Source organism: Shewanella holmiensis, assembly GCF_025370255.1.
Classification (GTDB): domain Bacteria; phylum Pseudomonadota; class Gammaproteobacteria; order Enterobacterales; family Shewanellaceae; genus Shewanella; species Shewanella holmiensis.
In genome coordinates, this window is sequence record NZ_JAMTCD010000003.1 from 47,838 (window position 1) to 65,863 (window position 18,026).

At 40.7% G+C, this 18,026-nt stretch carries 15 protein-coding genes; 6 read left to right on the forward strand and 9 right to left on the reverse strand.

Annotated elements, in window-relative coordinates:
- Window positions 1–32 precede the first annotated feature (32 nt).
- The 5 genes from barA to NE535_RS03350 all read left to right on the forward strand — a co-directional run bounded on the left by barA (window position 33) and on the right by NE535_RS03350 (window position 8,278).
- Window positions 33–2,900, forward strand: a complete 2,868-nt coding sequence (barA, locus tag NE535_RS03325; RefSeq protein WP_261297273.1) for a two-component sensor histidine kinase BarA — start codon at window positions 33–35, stop codon at window positions 2,898–2,900.
- A complete protein-coding gene (locus NE535_RS03330) occupies window positions 2,893–3,492 on the forward strand; it encodes a YjaG family protein (RefSeq protein WP_261297274.1) in 600 nt (199 codons plus the stop codon). Before barA ends, NE535_RS03330 begins: the two co-directional genes overlap by 8 nt.
- 770 nt (window positions 3,493–4,262) lie before the next feature.
- Window positions 4,263–5,231 (forward strand): AEC family transporter, encoded by a 969-nt coding sequence (locus NE535_RS03340; RefSeq protein WP_261297275.1) that lies wholly within the window; start codon window positions 4,263–4,265, stop codon window positions 5,229–5,231.
- Window positions 5,232–5,359: 128 nt separating this feature from the next.
- Entirely contained in the window at window positions 5,360–7,018 is a 1,659-nt protein-coding gene (recN, locus tag NE535_RS03345) for a DNA repair protein RecN (RefSeq protein WP_261297276.1), read from the forward strand.
- 72 nt (window positions 7,019–7,090) lie between these two features.
- The gene (locus NE535_RS03350) at window positions 7,091–8,278 is read left to right on the forward strand and encodes a hypothetical protein (protein WP_261297277.1); all 1,188 of its coding nucleotides are present in this window, start codon (window positions 7,091–7,093) and stop codon (window positions 8,276–8,278) included.
- 21 nt (window positions 8,279–8,299) lie between these two features.
- Here NE535_RS03350 and NE535_RS03355 read toward each other — a convergent pair whose 3' ends face one another.
- The 9 genes from NE535_RS03355 to glyA all read right to left on the reverse strand — a co-directional run bounded on the left by NE535_RS03355 (window position 8,300) and on the right by glyA (window position 15,750).
- Complete coding sequence (locus NE535_RS03355; protein ID WP_261297278.1) at window positions 8,300–8,794, reverse strand: phosphatidylglycerophosphatase A family protein; 495 nt, start codon at window positions 8,792–8,794, stop codon at window positions 8,300–8,302.
- The gene (thiL, locus tag NE535_RS03360; RefSeq protein ID WP_261297279.1) at window positions 8,794–9,750 is read right to left on the reverse strand and encodes a thiamine-phosphate kinase; all 957 of its coding nucleotides are present in this window, start codon (window positions 9,748–9,750) and stop codon (window positions 8,794–8,796) included. The genes NE535_RS03355 and thiL overlap by 1 nt, the downstream gene beginning before the upstream one ends.
- Before the next feature lie 87 nt (window positions 9,751–9,837).
- Complete coding sequence (gene nusB / locus NE535_RS03365; RefSeq protein WP_261297280.1) at window positions 9,838–10,242, reverse strand: transcription antitermination factor NusB; 405 nt, start codon at window positions 10,240–10,242, stop codon at window positions 9,838–9,840.
- 11 nt (window positions 10,243–10,253) lie between these two features.
- Window positions 10,254–10,733: a 6,7-dimethyl-8-ribityllumazine synthase gene (ribH, locus tag NE535_RS03370; RefSeq protein ID WP_261297281.1), complete on the reverse strand. Its 480-nt coding sequence runs from the start codon at window positions 10,731–10,733 to the stop codon at window positions 10,254–10,256.
- A gap of 121 nt (window positions 10,734–10,854) precedes the next feature.
- On the reverse strand, window positions 10,855–11,958 hold the full coding sequence (gene ribBA / locus NE535_RS03375; RefSeq protein WP_261297282.1) for a bifunctional 3,4-dihydroxy-2-butanone-4-phosphate synthase/GTP cyclohydrolase II: 1,104 nt from the start codon (window positions 11,956–11,958) through the stop codon (window positions 10,855–10,857).
- A 79-nt stretch (window positions 11,959–12,037) separates the two neighbouring features.
- Window positions 12,038–12,694 (reverse strand): riboflavin synthase, encoded by a 657-nt coding sequence (locus NE535_RS03380; protein WP_261297283.1) that lies wholly within the window; start codon window positions 12,692–12,694, stop codon window positions 12,038–12,040.
- A gap of 57 nt (window positions 12,695–12,751) precedes the next feature.
- Window positions 12,752–13,888 carry a bifunctional diaminohydroxyphosphoribosylaminopyrimidine deaminase/5-amino-6-(5-phosphoribosylamino)uracil reductase RibD gene (ribD, locus tag NE535_RS03385; protein ID WP_261297284.1) on the reverse strand — a complete coding sequence of 379 codons (1,137 nt, stop codon included), beginning with the start codon at window positions 13,886–13,888 and terminating at the stop codon, window positions 12,752–12,754.
- A gap of 29 nt (window positions 13,889–13,917) precedes the next feature.
- Window positions 13,918–14,367, reverse strand: a complete 450-nt coding sequence (gene nrdR, locus NE535_RS03390; protein ID WP_261297285.1) for a transcriptional regulator NrdR — start codon at window positions 14,365–14,367, stop codon at window positions 13,918–13,920.
- 129 nt (window positions 14,368–14,496) lie between these two features.
- Window positions 14,497–15,750 (reverse strand): serine hydroxymethyltransferase, encoded by a 1,254-nt coding sequence (glyA, locus tag NE535_RS03395; RefSeq protein WP_261297286.1) that lies wholly within the window; start codon window positions 15,748–15,750, stop codon window positions 14,497–14,499.
- A 505-nt stretch (window positions 15,751–16,255) separates the two neighbouring features.
- Between glyA and ettA the strand changes: the two genes are divergently transcribed.
- The gene (ettA, locus tag NE535_RS03400) at window positions 16,256–17,923 is read left to right on the forward strand and encodes an energy-dependent translational throttle protein EttA (protein WP_261297287.1); all 1,668 of its coding nucleotides are present in this window, start codon (window positions 16,256–16,258) and stop codon (window positions 17,921–17,923) included.
- The last annotated feature ends 103 nt before the right edge of the window (window positions 17,924–18,026 follow it).

Here is an 18,026-nt window from a genome sequence, read left to right on the forward strand (position 1 = left end):
AACAATATTTTGTAGGAACGTAAGCCCAAAACATGAAAAGTACCGAAAATATGACTAAATACAGCCTACGTTCATGGGTACTGGTACTGGCATTGGCTCCTACCGTTGTGGTGGGTATTCTACTTGGAAGTTACTTCACCATAAACCGCTTTTATGAACTTGAAGAAACGCTTATGGAAAAAGGTAGCAGTATTATAGAACCTTTAGCATTAGCCAGCGAGTTTGGGATTGTCACTCAGGATCGCATTTCAACAAAAAAACTGCTCTCCGCTTCACAGATGAAAAACTCTTCTCTGGTATTGTCTTTAGCCATTTTTGATAGTCAAAATCAATTATTCGTCACCTCTCATTATCACAAAGACTTTGAGATAATGCGTACGCAGTTACCATTATCTGAATTAAATGCAACCGAGTTTAGTACCCTAGATGATATTTTAATTATCCGCAGCCCAATTATTGCAAATACAGATCTTGATCCGCTGGCATTTATCAAAAATGACTCGAGCAATTATTCCGTCGAAAGCGGCTTTCAACAAAACCACCTTGCAGGGCAAAGCATCGCTAAGCCTATTTATAATAGTAAGCAAGAACAAGTGCTGGGTTACATTGCCATTCTTGTCAATAAAGAAAATGCTCTACTTGAACAGCATCGTGCTGCGATTGCCGCTTTCATTATTGTATTGATTGGAGTTCAATTTAATTTATTTTTTACCTTTCGCTTAGTCAAACATGTTAACCATCCAATCACTGAAATGGTACGTGTGGTTGCCAAAATTCGAGAAGGCAAACTTGATACCCGCCTAGACGGCAATTTAATTGGTGAGCTGGATTTATTAAAACGCGGTATCAACGCGATGGCGGGCTCATTAAGTGAGTATCACGATGAAATGCAGCAAAATATTGATCAAGCGACATCTGATTTACGCGAAACCTTAGAACAAATTGAAATTCAAAACGTGGAATTGGACTTAGCCAAAAAACGAGCATTAGAAGCCAGTCGCATCAAGTCTGAGTTTTTGGCCAATATGTCTCACGAATTACGAACGCCACTTAATGGCGTTATCGGCTTTGCAAGACAACTCATCAAAACCCCACTGCATTCTAGCCAGCTAGATTACATCAAAACAATTGAACGAAGCGCCAGTAATTTATTGGGGATCATCAATGACATTCTGGACTTCTCCAAACTTGAAGCCGGTAAAATGGTCTTTGAGAAAATGCCTTTCGCATTGAGAGAGACCTTAGCTGACACATTAAATATTGTTTCGGGAAGTGCGCGTGAAAAAGGCTTAGAACTGGTAATAGATATTGACTCTAATGTTCCTGAGAGCGTTAGTGGTGATGCGATGCGAGTGAATCAAATTATCACCAATCTAGTTGGTAATGCGATTAAGTTTACTGATAAAGGTAGCGTGATTCTCAAGATTACCCTGGTGGGGTCAACAGATGATAATGTCACTTTAAGGTGTGAAGTTATCGACACAGGTATTGGTATTGACGAAAGCCAGCAAGAGTATTTGTTCCAGGCATTTGGTCAGGCAGACTCCTCCATTTCTCGCCGCTTTGGTGGTACGGGTCTTGGTTTAGTTATCACTAAACGTCTAATTAACCAAATGGGTGGACAAATAGGTTTCACATCAAGTCCTAATAAAGGGTCTAACTTCTGGTTTATTTTACCACTGAGTATCAGCCAGTTTGAAATTGGTGAAGTGCTGCCAATGGATGTGCTGTCGGGTAAATCAATACTATTGTTCGAGCCTCGCGAATTAACCCGTGATGTGTTGAATCAACGTTTAGAAGCATGGCATTTAAAACTGACTAGTGTCGGTCAATTAGATCATCTCAATACAACGTTTGAACAGCCCAACATCCATTTTGATTATATATTAATGAGTTGCCATGGCTTTAGCGATCCTGAGCAAATAACTGTCACGTTAAAACAAGCTAAACAACACACTAACTGCCTTATCTTATTACACGATTGTATTGATCAAGAGGTGATTGTGAATCACTTCAAGCCTAATACCGATTTATTGCTCACTGTGCCAATTAGTGATACTCAGTTGGCAAGACACCTAATTTATCCTCCGACACCTGAAACGTTACAGCAGCTAATGCCTTTAGCTGTAAAAGATAACAATGAACGACTAAATGTTTCAGTGTTAGCAGTAGATGATAATGTCGCAAATTTAAAGTTAATTGATTCTTTACTACAGGAGTTAGTATTTAGCGTCACCACTGCCAAAAGTGGTGAAGAAGCGATCAAATTAGCTAAGTCTAAAAGCTTCGAATTAATTTTCATGGACATTCAAATGCCTGGTATTGATGGCATTACTGCGTCTCAAAAAATTCGTCATGAATCGATGAATCGCCACACTCCGATTATTGCTGTAACCGCACATGCTATTGCTGAAGAGCGGGCAAATATTCTTGCATCGGGAATGGATGGTTTCTTACCAAAACCAATTGATGAATCATCATTAAAGAAAGTGATTAATCGCTGGGTAGCTAAACCCAAATTCACCCATTTTGATCTTCACACACTCAATTGGGACTTGTGCTTGCGACAAGCAAATCAAAAACCAAATCTGGCACTTGAGATGCTCAAAATGATGGTTGATTCCATTCCAGAGACCATAAACACCATAGAATCCGCTATGCAAAACCAAGATCAGCAGGCCATGCTTCAAGCGGTGCATAAATTACATGGTGCAAGTTGTTATTGTGGAGTGCCTACCACGCAAAAGCTTTGCCAAGAGATAGAATCTGCGTTGAAACATAAAACCCAAACCAGTGAACTAGAACCGGAAATACTTGAGTTACTTGATGAGCTAACTAAGGTAGAATCAGCAGCAACACAAGTATTAGAACAGTTATCAATGGACATCAAGCATGACTAACAAACCTGGATTTTTTAAACGTTTAAAGGCGTTATCTTTACCTCAAAAGCAATTATTTGCTGTAGCCTTATGCCAGCGTATGTTGCCAAATTATGAATTATTCTCTGAAGTATGTGAGTTTGGTCAACCCATGGTGTTATCAACAGCATTAGAGCTATTGTGGCAAAGCCAATATGATAAAAAAACCAAATACAATGTTGATGTGCACCTACAACGTATAGAGGAAAACACACCCGATCCTGCTGATTTTGAAGCATATGGAGTGTACCCCGCAATGGACGCCGCTGTAGCAATATCAACGCTTATGAGTGCCATTTCTGCTAAGATGGAAGATGATATTATTAATATCAGCAAACTGTCTTCAAGCACTGTCGCTAATTATATTGAAGCAATAAGCGACGAGAGCCTAATGGACGAAGCCTTAGATGACTTTGTTTTTGCTCACCCAGTGATGCAAGAAGAAAAAGAACTGCAAGATATGCTGTTAGATATTATTGAAGCGAATCCAGACATTAATCCAGAGTTAGTTAAAGGCTTAAGAAAAGACATTATTGAAGCTGGCGTATCTAATATTGGTATTAGTATGCAATAGTCGTTAACAAGACGATTATAGAAACAAATACCACTAAAAAACACATCAAAATTAACAGCCTGAAATTCCTTAGGCTGTTTTTTTATGCCCTTTACCGCCATTCAATCCAGCAAAAGAAAAACTATCATTCTGAGGCTTTAGCTTATTGAGTATCTACAGTGGAGTCCTTAGAAATATCGCTTACTCAAGATCTTCATACACAAACATCTAGGGGCTGTTGATCTTTGCTGGTGGAATTTTGTTCGAGATAAAAACGAATTAAGCGCGGCGAGTGGAGTGAAGCCTAGCAATCTAAGCAAAGTTCACTCAACAAAGCGTAATTCGTTTTTAGCCGAATCCTTCGGACAGCGTTTGTTGGCCATTTTTACTTCGTTATCGGCTTATTATGTAGAATAACTACACAGCAAAGCCTCTGCCTTATATAAATGGCCAACAATTCGCTGCAAAAACAACCTTGAAAGATCAACAGCCCCTAGTGACTCAGTTTGAAAACACTTCAGCATAAATTCGATAATACCTCTTCAGAAAATGACAGTTCATTTGATATGTTATTCAGCAAACTAAGTCAAAAATAACAATACAGCCTTAGCATTGTGTTAGGCATAAAAGCTTACAGTCTAGTGACTAAAGACTAAGTGATTAAAGACTAAGCGATAAAAATCTAACTGTATTAAGCCCAATTGATGACTTTTAGCCATAGTCTAATTGCATCACAACAATCAGAAGTAGTAATGTGGCAACACTATCATTTTGCTAAGGAATTTCTGAGGATGTCGAGTGTATTTACGCCCCTATTTGCGGTATTCGCCATCATGTTACTAGGTGGTTTAGTCCAAAAATTAAAAATATTGCCTGTCGATACGGATCTTATCCTTAATCAATTTGTCTACTATGTCGCTTTCCCCGCTATTTTATTGATTGTTTTAGCCGAAACTCGAATAGAAGATATTATTCAATGGGGATTTATAGCGGGTTTTAGCCTAGCAATGATTATTACCTATGTGATTGTCATTTTTGTGTCTTTATGGAAAACCCCAAAAAACCAAGCAATCTCTGCTATGCGAGCCCTAAACTCAACATTCGGCAATACTGCATTTATTGGCATTCCATTATTAAGCATTATGTTTCCAAATAACAAAATGGCACTAGTCGCTGCAGCGATTGCAAGTTTACTCTCTGTCATTATGTTTGCATTTGCACTGGTATCGATAGAGCTAGCCATTAAAAATAAGCAGACTTCTCAACCCGCAATTTTGATTATGGCATCAGCATTAGCTAAAAACCCGATTGTTGTAGGCAGCTTAATTGGCATTACTTTATCAGCTTGCCATATCGAACTGCCTGATAGTATTTCATTAATGTTTCATCAACTGGGTAACACCTCTAGCCCTTGTGCATTATTCGCTATCGGTATGGTGCTGGTAAAAGCCCTACGCCAGCAAAGTGGTAATAAGCCATTCTCGGCTAGCCTTGTTGCCGAGCTAAATGCAATCAACTTGCTAAAACTGATAGTTCAACCACTCATTGCATTCGGATTGCTCCATATCTTCGGTGTTGCAAAAGAGCTAATCGCCATGGGTGTAATTTTAGCAGCATTACCCACTGCAGCGAGCGTGTACTTACTTGCAGACCGTTATAAAGTGCACGCCAATGTCAGTGCCCAAGCTATTCTCTACGGTACCTTAGTGACGTTTTTCAGTTTGCCGATTATTGAAACGCTACTAAAATCCTATGGTTAAATATCACTCACTAACAGATTCACAAACAACCAAAGATAATTTTCCATCAACCACTTTACTGTATAAAAAATCAGTATATACTGTTTATCAATACAGTAGTTTGGTAGTTTCATTGACAGGAATTCATTATGCTTTGCCAACTCAGCATCAACAATTTTGCTATCGTGCGTTTTTTAGAATTAGATTTTAAAGCCGGTATGACCACCATCACGGGTGAAACAGGTGCCGGTAAATCTATTGCTATTGATGCACTTGGTTTGTGTTTAGGTAATCGCAGTGATGCCAATACGGTTCGACCTGGCGCCAATAAAACAGAAGTCAGTGCTAGATTCACCTTACACGATGTTCCTCAAGCTAAGCGTTGGTTGGAAGATAACGATTTGGATAACGAAGATGATTGTATTCTTCGTAGAACCATTAACAGTGATGGCCGCTCCCGTGCCTATATAAATGGCAATCCTGTGCCAATTACCCAGCTAAAAGCCATTGGCCAATTGCTCATCGGTATTCATGGCCAGCATGCCCACCATGCAATGCTCAAAAGTGAACATCAACTGACGTTGCTCGATAGCTATGCCAATCATAAATTATTAATCGATACTGTGCAGGCAAGTTACCAGCGAACAAAACAAGCTGAAAACGATTTAAAAATTTTAGAACTTGCACAACATGAGCGTATTTCTCGCAAGCAATTACTGCAATATCAAGTTGAAGAATTAGATGAATTTAACTTAGGCGAAGGAGAGTTTGACGAAATTGAGCAAGAACATAAACGTCTTGCAAATGGCACTGAGCTTATCGAGTCATGTCAGGCTAGTTTAGCGTTATTGTCTGAAGACGATGAAGTCAATATTGAGTCATTGCTAAACAAAGTCATTCATTTAGCCGATAACTTACAAACGGTAGACGATAAACTTGCTCCTGTAGCCAATATGCTCAATGAAGCATTAATCAGAATACAAGAAAGCTCGGGTGAAATTGAAGACTACTTAAGCCGTTTAGAGTTAGACCCAGAGCATTTTGCATATTTAGAAAAACGCTTATCAAGTGCTATGCAACTGGCGCGCAAACATCATGTTAGCCCAGAAGACTTATCGGCACATCACGCACAACTAAAAGCTGAATTACTCGAACTATCTGATGATGAAACAAAATTAGATGAAGTCAGACAAGCTTTAGTGACCCATCGCGAAGCCTATCTAGTGCATGCACAAAAACTCAGCCAAAGTCGGACTCGCTATGCAAAAGAGCTTGATAAACTCGTGACACAATCTATTCATGAACTCAATATGCCTAAGGGACAATTTAAGATTGCAGTCAACTTTAATCCCGAGATGAACAATAGCTTAGGCTGTGATCAAGTTGAATTTTTAGTGACCACTAACCCAGGCCAGCCTTTGCAACCCATTGCTAAAGTGGCATCTGGAGGTGAGCTGTCAAGAATAGGTTTAGGCGTTCAAGTTATTACCGCTAAAAAAGTATCAACTCCAACACTTATATTTGATGAGGTTGATGTCGGTATTTCTGGCCCAACCGCAGCAGTGGTAGGCAGAATGCTCAGAAGCTTAGGTGAATCAACCCAAGTATTTTGTGTTACCCATTTACCACAAGTCGCCGGTAACGGCCATCAACACATGTTTGTTAACAAGTTTAATAAAGCCGGGCAGACTGAAACCACAATGAAAAACCTTGATAAAGAACAACGAATTAATGAGCTAGCACGCTTATTAGGCGGAGATGCCATCACAGAAAACACCCTAGCAAATGCTAGGGAGTTATTGCAATAGCACAGTAATAGGGATACCTTTTAAAATCAGGATTATTTATAAAATAATCGTTAAATACATCAAGGAAGAACAATGCTAAAAAAAATGGCAAAAATAATCGGCTATAGTGTACTTTCGTTAACCTTTGTTTTTGTAGTTTTATTTGCAAGTGCACTTTACATTAATTCACAGGATCGTTTTTTGTCTGTGAATAGCCAACAGCTAGAAAAGTGGGCTCAATTAGCCGAAAAGGACGTTGAACACATCAGTGAGGCGGATAATGCGTTCAAATTTTCTCAGCAAATAGTTGGCACTCAGTTAGCTCCGATAACCCTACCTTTAACCGAGGATGACAATCTTGTATTAAGACAATACAAACAAGCTTGTTATCAATCTTCGATAGAGCAATGCCAAACTTTTATTGCTAAAAACCTTTCACAAATTCAATTAATGGTACAAAACCATGCTGAGTTAATTGCTCAATATCATCAATTGATGACTTTGCCAGTCTGGCATGAAAATATTGATGTTAGCGTTGAAAGGCCACAACTGAACTTTGCTGCATTATTTGAAATACAGCAAATTACAGAGATTAATGCGCTGCTTTCGTCTCGACCTGATAGCCCAAGTATCATTAATGACTTCCTCAATGATGACTATCGATTTTGGCATAATGTTTTTCACTCCTCTTCATACCTAATTACTTATAGCCTCGCGGGCAATAGGATGAAAAGTAATTTAGAGCGCGGTGTGAAATTGCTTTCACTCGAAGATGCAGACAAAGGAACTTATCCGATATCCTGGACACTCGATAATGAGTTATCAGTAGAAAGTATCCAACGAGTGTTTGCTGGTGAATACATTTTCGGCAAAAGAGTAATGAACACTTTACTTGAAAATTCATACCAGCTAACGGATTTTGAGTTTTATTCACAATGGATTTTGGGTCATTTTTTCAAAATTAATGACAGTTTGAATATCAATTCCGAAGTATTGTTAGCACAATATCAGAAAGTGATGTTAGAAAAACAAAGTTTGGATAATAAGATAAGTAACACAGATATTAACGCAAAATTTAAGACAATTGATGATGAGTTAATGCAAAAATTTTCTTATTGCCAAATGGATACAACGATTGAGCAACTGTGGGCGCTGCAATATAACCCGATTGGCAAAATGCTAAGCTGCTCTCCACCCTATATAGACAAATATTTTGATATTGTTCAGGACATTAAAAAGCTTCAACAGCAATCCACAAATCTACGAGTCAGTTTGAAGTAACACATTATAATAAAGGTGTTATTATCCGAAGGTATAAGCTGCTATTTGCAAACAGATAGCAGCAAAAATGCCCGCCAGAACATCGTCAATCATAATACCAAAACCACCGTGCACTTTGGCATCTAGCCAGCGAATTGGCCAAGGTTTGATGATGTCAAAAAATCTAAAAAAGATAAAACCGACAATCAACCATGTTAAACCAGCAGGAGCTGCAATCATGGTAATAAGTAAACCTGCCACTTCATCCCAAACAATCGCACCATGGTCATGCACTTGCATATCTTTGGCTGCTTTGTCACAAATATAGACGCCAATAATCACACTGAACACCGTTAACGCCAGATAGACAGGCAAACTCAGCTGACACATTAACAAATAAAGCGGAACGGCCGCGAGAGTACCAAATGTACCAGGCGCTTTAGCCGCTAAACCGCTACCAAAGCCTAATGCAAGAAAGTGGATCGGGTGAGAAAGGCGTAAACGCTTTACGGCGGGATCTTGTGATAGTAAATTCATTAGAAATGCTCAAAACCTTTGAATTCAGGAGTAAAAGGCTGACCATCTAAGGTAAATTTAATTTTATTACCTGAGCAAATTTGGCCAATTTTAACAAACTTTACACCCGCATGAAGTAATGCGGTATCAATTGCCCCACGTTGTGCTTCAGGAACAGTGAAAAGTAACTCGTAGTCTTCACCACCAGTAAGTGCATAGGCTAAAGCCTGCTCAGCACCGACACTCTCGGTGAGTGAACTGGATAATGGGATTGCATTGGCATCGATCACCGCACCGACATTAGAGGCCTTGAGGATATGAGAAAGATCGGAAACTAAACCATCAGATAAATCAATGGCACTTGAAGCTAATCCTCTTAAAGCCTGCCCTGCTAACACACGCGGTGTTGGGTAATAATGGCGGTTTAGTAAATACTCTTTGTGTTCGGGTTTTATAACCTGTTTGTTTCTGAGCATATCAAGACCTAAGGCCGAGTCACCTAAGCTGCCAGTCACAAATACCCAGTCACCAATTTTGGCTCCACTGCGCTTTAGCGCCTTACCTTTAGGGACTTGGCCATTAATGGTGACATTAATACAACGAGGACCGCGAGTCGTGTCGCCACCAACCAATGCCACACCGTAGTATTCCGCAGCTTCAAATAGTCCGCTACTGAAATCAGCAAGCCATTGTTGGTTAACATCCGGTAATGACAGCGCAAGAGTCATCCAAGCAGGCTCTGCTCCCATAGCTGCAAGGTCTGAAAGATTTACCGCAAGAGATTTATAACCCAGTGCATGCGCAGGCATATCTGCAAAGAAATGAACCCCTTCAACTAAAGTGTCACATGAAATGGCAATCACTTTACCTTCAGCAGGTTGAACCAAAGCACAATCATCGCCAATACCGAGCATGACATCGCGACGTTTTTGGCCTTTATTCTTAAAAAATTGTTCGATAAGTTGGAATTCTTTCACGCTAACTCCGGTGCGGATCCTCGCCCTGCTAACTTTGATGCATTTTGATACAAATAAAAACGGTATCCGAAGATACCGTTTCTAGCATTACTTGTTTTTAACGATCTTATCTAATAAACCGTTAACGAACTTATGACTATCATCAGCACCGAAGGCTTTCGCAAGTTCGATACCTTCATTAATGGCAACCTTAAAAGGGACATCTTTTTTGAAAGTCAGTTCAAATGTTGCTAAGCGTACGATGGCTTTTTCTACTGGTGACACTTCACTAAAATCACGATCTAAGTGTGGTTTTAATAACTCATCAATTTGAGCCACTTTAGCAGTTACACCTGCTAATAACTCACGAAAATAAGCAACATCGACACCGTCTAAACTTTGTTCTGTTAAGAATTCATGTTCAACATCAGCAACATTGTTGTCTGTCAGTTGCCATGAATAAATAGCTTGAACGGCTAAACGGCGTGCCTTACGGCGCTCTGAAGGCTTCATTAAATTTCCTACTATACCAACTGTTGTTCTAACTCTTGCAGTACGTTAACCATTTCTAACAGGCTTAATGCAGCTTCGCCGCCCTTATTGCCTGCTTTTGTACCCGAGCGCTCAATAGCTTGCTCAATGGTATCTGTTGTTAACACACCAAAAGAAACGGGGATGTCATACTCTAATGCTACTTGAGCAAGTCCCTTGTTACATTCACCGGCAACCATGTCAAAGTGAGGCGTACCACCACGAATAACTGCACCTAATGAAATAATACCGTCAAATTTACCACTTGCTGCAACACGACGGGCAGCTAATGGTAATTCCACTGCGCCAGGTACACGCACAACAGTAATGTTGTCATCTTGAACCTGACCAAAACGTTTTAAAGTATCAATTGCGCCACTGAGCAGGCTTTCAACAACAAAGCTATTGAAACGCGATACTACGATCGCCACTTTGGCATTTTTCGCTTCGATATTACCTTGAACTATGTTCATTTTTATCTTACCTAATTTAGCTAAAGCACCCAGCTTGGGCGAAAGAGGCGGTATGATAACACAGCCGACCACTCTGAGCGCAATGCAATTATTGAAATTGTTAAACTGAAAGGGTTAATTTTTACTCTGAAACATATTCAGTCACTTGCAGACCAAAGCCTGATAATGAGTGATATTGCTTAGGTGAACTCAACAAACGCATGGATGTCACGCCTAAACTAGACAAAATTTGCGAGCCTACACCCACGCGACGAGAAGTTCCCTGCCATTGCGCTGGAGCAGTTGCTTCACCATTATCTTGCGCTTCAAATGACTTCACTTTGGCTAAAATATGGCTCGTATGCTCTTGGTTGCCCAATAACACTAACACCCCACCTTCTTGCGCAATGCGCGCCATGGCTTTTTCTAATGGCCAACTACGCTTTTGATCGCGCTCTGAATGTAATAAATCATTGAAGGTATTTTGTAAGTGAACTCGCACCAAACTATTAGCAGTGACTTCACCTTTTATCAATGCATAGTGCAGTTGATTATCAATGGTGTCTCTGAATGTGACCATATCAAAATCACCAAAACGAGTCGGTAATTTACACTTAGCTTCCCGTACTACGGTCGTTTCTTTATTGTTACGATATTCGATTAAATCAGCAATTGTGCCGATTTTAATACCGTGCTTTTCACTGAAAACTTCTAAATCTGGACAGCGTGCCATAGTGCCATCTTCATTTAAAATTTCAACAATCACGCCCGATGGTTCAAAGCCTGCAAGACGAGCCAGATCGCAACCCGCTTCGGTATGCCCAGCACGAATTAACACGCCACCGTCCTGAGCCATTAATGGAAATATATGCCCTGGTTGCACTAAATCAGCTGCTTTGGCATTTTTTGCCACTGCGGCTTGCACGGTTACCGCTCTATCGTGGGCAGATATACCTGTGGTAACACCTTCTGCGGCTTCAATTGAAACGGTAAAATTCGTCGAAAACTGAGCGTTATTATTGGTGACCATTAAAGGGAGATTTAGTTGTTGGCAACGGGCTTTTGTCATGGTTTGACAAATTAATCCACGACCATAAGTTGCCATAAAATTAATCGCTTCTGGTGTGACACACTCAGCAGCCATGATCAAGTCACCTTCATTCTCTCTATCTTCATCATCCATTAAAATAACCATTTTACCTTGGCGGATATCTTCGATGATTTCTTCTATGCTATGTAAAGCCATGTGGGAACCTTTAATCGTTATTAATTATGATTGCTTGTGGGGTCGAACTTTAGGTTTACGTTTATCTGTTTTAACCTGTTTATTTCATAAATCCGGCATTAGCTAACATTGCCATTGTTACGCCAGATTTAGGATGATGCTCTGCTTGCGGCTGCATTAACCTTTCAAGGTATCGAGCGATCAAATCAACTTCAATATTAACGCTATCACCCGCTTTCAAATTGATCAGTGTAGTTTCGCTGGCGGTGTGCGGAACGATTGTTAATCTAAATGAGTTCGCTTTCACTTCGTTTACGGTCAAACTTACGCCATCTATAGTTATCGAACCTTTATGAGCTATGTATTTAGCTAACGTCGCGGGAGCTGTTAACCAAAACTCTATGGCCTGACCGCGATGCTCGCACACATCAACTTTGGCAATACCATCAACATGACCGCTGACCATATGACCACCTAAACGGGTCGTCGCGGTAACCGCTTTCTCTAAATTGACTTTTTGTCCAACCTTGTAATTTGCAAAACCGGTTAATGCCACGGTTTCTGCAGAGACATCGGCAACATAGCCGTCAGCCAAACATTGCACCACGGTTAAACAAACACCATTAGTAGCGATGCTGTCACCTAATTTAACATCAGATAAATCAAGTTTACCGCTAGCCACGGTCAAACGAATATCATTACCTTTACGTTCAATTTTTCGTAACGAGCCTAGGGCTTCAATAATGCCAGTAAACATAATGACTCACTTATATAGAAAATGCTCAACACTGCTGAACATGTATAATTAACTATTTTAGCCTAAACGGAATATCAATCGTGTGTCTTGGCCGACATTTCGCTTATCTTTTAAGACTATTTTAGGGATCATGTCCATCGTCTGATAATTGGGCAGCAACAACATATCTCGTCCTTCACTCCCCATTATTTTATCTGCTTGGTATAACACAAGCTCATCCGCTAAATTTTGTTCAATAAAACTACCTGAAAGCGTTGCACCCGCTTCAATCATAACACTATTACAACTAACGCCGAGATGCTGTAATAACTCAGTTAAGCAAACGCGCCCTTGCGAGTTAGCATTAACTCTTAGTAAGCTGACATGTTGAGCAAATGAGCATTTTACCTCATCAGAATAATCACGCGTGGAGACCAACAAAATCGGACTTTGAATGTTAAATAACTTAAACGATGAGGTTAGGCGGGCCTTTGAATCCAACACAACCCTTAATGGCTGATGTAGAGATGAGGGTAACAGTGAGCTTTTCAAGCTACCTAATTGCTCATAACGGACATTTAGGCTGGGATCATCGGCTAATATCGTTTCAACACCAGTAATAAGTGCACAATGACGGGCGCGCATTTTTTGCACATCATCACGGGCAGTCGCGCCCGTTATCCACTTGGATTCACCATTGTTAAGGGCTGTTTTGCCGTCTAAACTGGCTGCAACTTTTACAGTTACCCAGGGAAATCCGGTTCTCATGCGTTTCATGAAGCCGAGGTTCAACTCAAATGCTTCAGATTCTAATAAACCTACGTCAACTTGAATGCCAGCATCTCGCAACATGTTAATACCGTTACCCGCCACTTGGGGATTTGCATCTTTAACAGCAATAACAACCCGAGCAACTTTAGCATTAATCAACCCTAATGCGCAGGGCGGCGTACGGCCATAATGACTGCAAGGTTCCAAGGTAACATAAGCCGTTGCACCTTCGGTTTTGTGACCATTAGCAGCAGCATGGGCTAACGCGTTAACTTCAGCATGACCTTGACCAGCCACTTGATGATAACCTTCACCAATAATCTGACCGTTTTGCACCAAAACACAACCTACACAAGGATTGGGGCGGGTGGTGTACAGTCCTTTGCGAGCCAATTGAATAGCTCGACTCATCATTTGGGTATCAAAAACACTCACGTAAGCCATACACAAAATACTCAGTGGATTTTACACATTTACTTTTGTAACTTAGCGATAGCCTCGCCAAATTGAGAGACATCTTCAAAAGCACGATAAACCGATGCAAAACGAATATAAGCCACTTTATCTAGGCTCATTAATTGTTCCATCATCAAGTTACCAATCATTTCAGAATCAATTTCACGCTCACCTGTCGCGCGTAAAGTGGATTTAATTTTGGTAATCGCCTGTTCTATCTCATCCATCGACACGGGGCGTTTTTCAACCGCTCGGAGCATGCCACCACGTAATTTTTCTTCGTCAAATGGCTGACGACTGCCATCACGTTTTATCACTCTGGGCATAACCAGTTCAGCCCCTTCAAACGTGGTGAAACGCTCATGGCATTCAGTGCATTCGCGACGACGGCGAACTTGGTGACCATCGGCCACCAAACGCGAATCGATAACTTTAGTGTCTGTCGCGCTACAAAAAGGACAATGCATTGAACCTCCACAAAATAAAATGGCCGCTAAAATTAGCGGCCATTAAAGTTTATCCTATTTGTTCATCAAGGTTAAGCTAACCTTTGGCTCAGCTTACACTCTGAACATAGAATCAAGTCTAAAACAGAATTACCCGTAAACTGGGAATTTGGCACATAAAGCCAATACTTGGCCTTTAACGCGCTCAATGACAGCTTGATTTTGGGCATCATCTAAAATGTCACAAATCCAACCCGTTAACTCTTTCGCTTCAGCTTCTTTGAAACCACGACGCGTGATTGCAGGTGAACCGATACGGATACCTGAAGTCACAAAAGGTGAACGTGGATCATTTGGCACTGAGTTTTTGTTCACGGTAATGTTAGCGCTACCTAATGCGGCATCAGCTTCTTTACCGGTCAATTCACGACCGATTAAATCAACTAGCATCAAGTGGTTTTCTGTACCGCCAGACACAATTTTGTATCCGCGAGCTAAAAACACTTCAACCATCGCTTTAGCATTTTTAACAACTTGCTGCTGGTACACTTTAAACTCAGGCTCTAATGCTTCTTTAAAGGCTACCGCTTTACCGGCGATAACATGCATTAATGGACCACCCTGGCCGCCAGGAAATACCGCTGAGTTTAATTTTTTATATAAATCTTCATCATCAGCAGCAGAGATAATGATACCACCACGTGGGCCTGCTAATGTTTTATGTGTTGTTGACGTCACTACGTGCGCATGTGGCACTGGGTTTGGATAAACGCCAGCAGCGATTAAGCCTGCAACGTGAGCCATATCAACAAAGAAGTATGCGCCAATTTTATCAGCAATTTCACGCATTCTAGCCCAATCAACAACACCAGAATAAGCCGAGAAACCACCGATCATCATTTTAGGTTTATGCTCAACAGCCAAACGTTCCATTTCGTCGTAGTCAATTTGACCAGACTCATCAATACCGTAAGGAATGATGTTATATAACTTACCAGAAAAGTTTACTGGTGAACCGTGTGTTAAGTGACCACCATGAGCCAGATTCATCCCTAATACTGTATCACCAGGCTTCAACAATGCCATAAATACAGCGCTGTTTGCTTGGGAACCTGAATGAGGCTGAACGTTGGCGTAAGTTGCGCCAAATAATTCTTTAGCACGCTCAATGGCTAACGTTTCAACTACGTCAACATACTCACACCCACCGTAGTAACGCTTACCAGGATAACCTTCAGCATACTTATTGGTTAACTGAGAACCTTGCGCTTCCATTACACGTGGACTGGTGTAGTTTTCAGATGCAATTAATTCGATGTGCTCTTCTTGGCGACAAGTTTCATCTTCAATGGCTTTAAATAATTCTGGATCGTAATCCGCAATATTCATCGCTTTCTTAAGCATGGTGACTCCAACGATAGGTTTTATAGTAGTAGGGTTGCGCGGTATTCTACTCTGCAAATGCAAACAATCCCAGCCTTACAGCATGAATTTAGTTACTTATGAGCAATAGAAAATCTCATGCGAAAATGAAATAGATGATTTTATTCATAAACTTAATGTTTTTATTGTAAAAAACTTTTGATGATTAGATTCATAGATAGCTTAAAACAGTCACTAAAAACACTGTTCTACTTTTGATACCTAAAAGGGCTAATTCTTAAAAGAAGCCTATACAGAGTAGCTGCATAAAATTCTGTATTTATGCATTATCTAACATATTCTTGCTCATCACTATCACCGCCTATTACTTAATTCCCCCTGAAACCTTGATACATAGACTTAGTGCTCAAGGTTTCATAATGATAAAAAACACCCATTTACATCGAAGCGATAAAATCCGATTTAAGTTAGATTCAGATTCCATTAGAATCACACCTATTCAGTGTTCATCAAATAATGGGATCCCATGGCTCAATTTGTATACAGCATGCTTAGAGTGGGCAAAATTGTTCCGCCTAAAAAGCAAATTTTAAAAGACATTTCGTTAAGTTTTTTCCCTGGTGCAAAAATTGGAGTATTAGGCTTAAACGGTTCAGGTAAATCAACATTACTGCGCATTATGGCCGGTATTGATACTGAAATTGAGGGTGAAGCTCGCCCTATGCCGGGCCTTAAAATTGGTTACCTACCTCAAGAGCCAAAACTCAATCCAAATCAAACCGTGCGTGAAGCCATAGAAGAAGCGGTAAGTGATGCTAAAAACGCTTTGACCCGTTTAGATGCCGTATATGCCGCTTATGCTGAGCCAGATGCCGACTTTGACGCATTAGCTAAAGAGCAAGGTGAATTAGAAGCCATCATTCAAGCGCAGGATGCCCATAATTTAGAACACATTCTTGAGCGTGCGGCCAATGCATTACGTTTACCAGACTGGGATGAAAAAATCGAAGTTTTATCCGGTGGTGAACGTCGCCGTGTTGCTATTTGTCGCCTATTACTTGAAAAGCCAGAAATGCTATTGCTCGATGAACCAACCAACCATTTAGATGCTGAATCTGTGGCCTGGCTTGAGCATTTTTTACAGGAATATAATGGCACAGTTGTGGCGATTACCCATGACCGTTACTTCCTAGACAATGCCGCGGGTTGGATTTTAGAACTTGACCGTGGCGAGGGTATTCCATGGGAAGGTAACTACTCTTCTTGGTTAGAGCAAAAAGATGCGCGTTTACAACAAGAATCGGCAACTGAAAGCGCACGCCAGAAGACCATAGCGAAAGAACTAGAATGGGTTCGTCAAGGGGCAAAAGGTCGTCAATCTAAAGGTAAAGCCCGTATGGCTCGCTTTGAAGAGTTGAACACCAATGACTATCAAAAGCGTAATGAAACCAATGAATTATTTATTCCACCAGGACCACGATTGGGCGACAAAGTTATCGAAGTCAATAACTTAACCAAATCCTATGGCGATAGAGTGTTAATTGATAATTTATCATTTACAGTGCCTAAAGGGGCGATTGTTGGCATTATTGGCGCTAACGGCGCCGGTAAATCAACCTTATTCAGAATGATTTCAGGCACTGAGCAACCAGATAGCGGCAGTATTTCGATTGGTGAATCGGTACAAATTGCCTCTGTTGAGCAGTTCCGTGACTCAATGAATGATAAAAATACCGTTTGGCAGGAAATCTCTGGCGGCCAAGACATTATGAAAGTCGGCAATATGGAAATACCTAGCCGTGCTTATGTTGGCCGCTTTAACTTCCGTGGTGGCGATCAACAAAAAATTATTGGTACGCTGTCAGGTGGTGAACGTAACCGAGTTCACCTTTCTAAGCTGCTTCAAGCTGGCGGTAACGTATTACTCCTCGATGAACCCACTAACGATTTAGATGTAGAAACCCTACGCGCTCTCGAAGAAGCTCTGCTTGAGTTCCCTGGGTGTGCCATGGTGATTTCGCATGACCGTTGGTTCTTAGACCGTATCGCGACTCACATCTTAGATTACCGTGACGAAGGTAAAGTTAACTTCTATGAAGGCAACTTTACAGAATATTCAACCTGGTTAAAAAATACTTATGGTGCGGATATCGTCGAACCTCATCGTTTAAAATACAAGCGAATGGCTAAGTAATTATACTGCTAATAAAACAGGAGCTTCGGCTCCTGTTTTTATTTGTCTTGCCACAAACTGATTGCACGCTCAAAATATCATTAAATTTATATTCAAAAGCTTC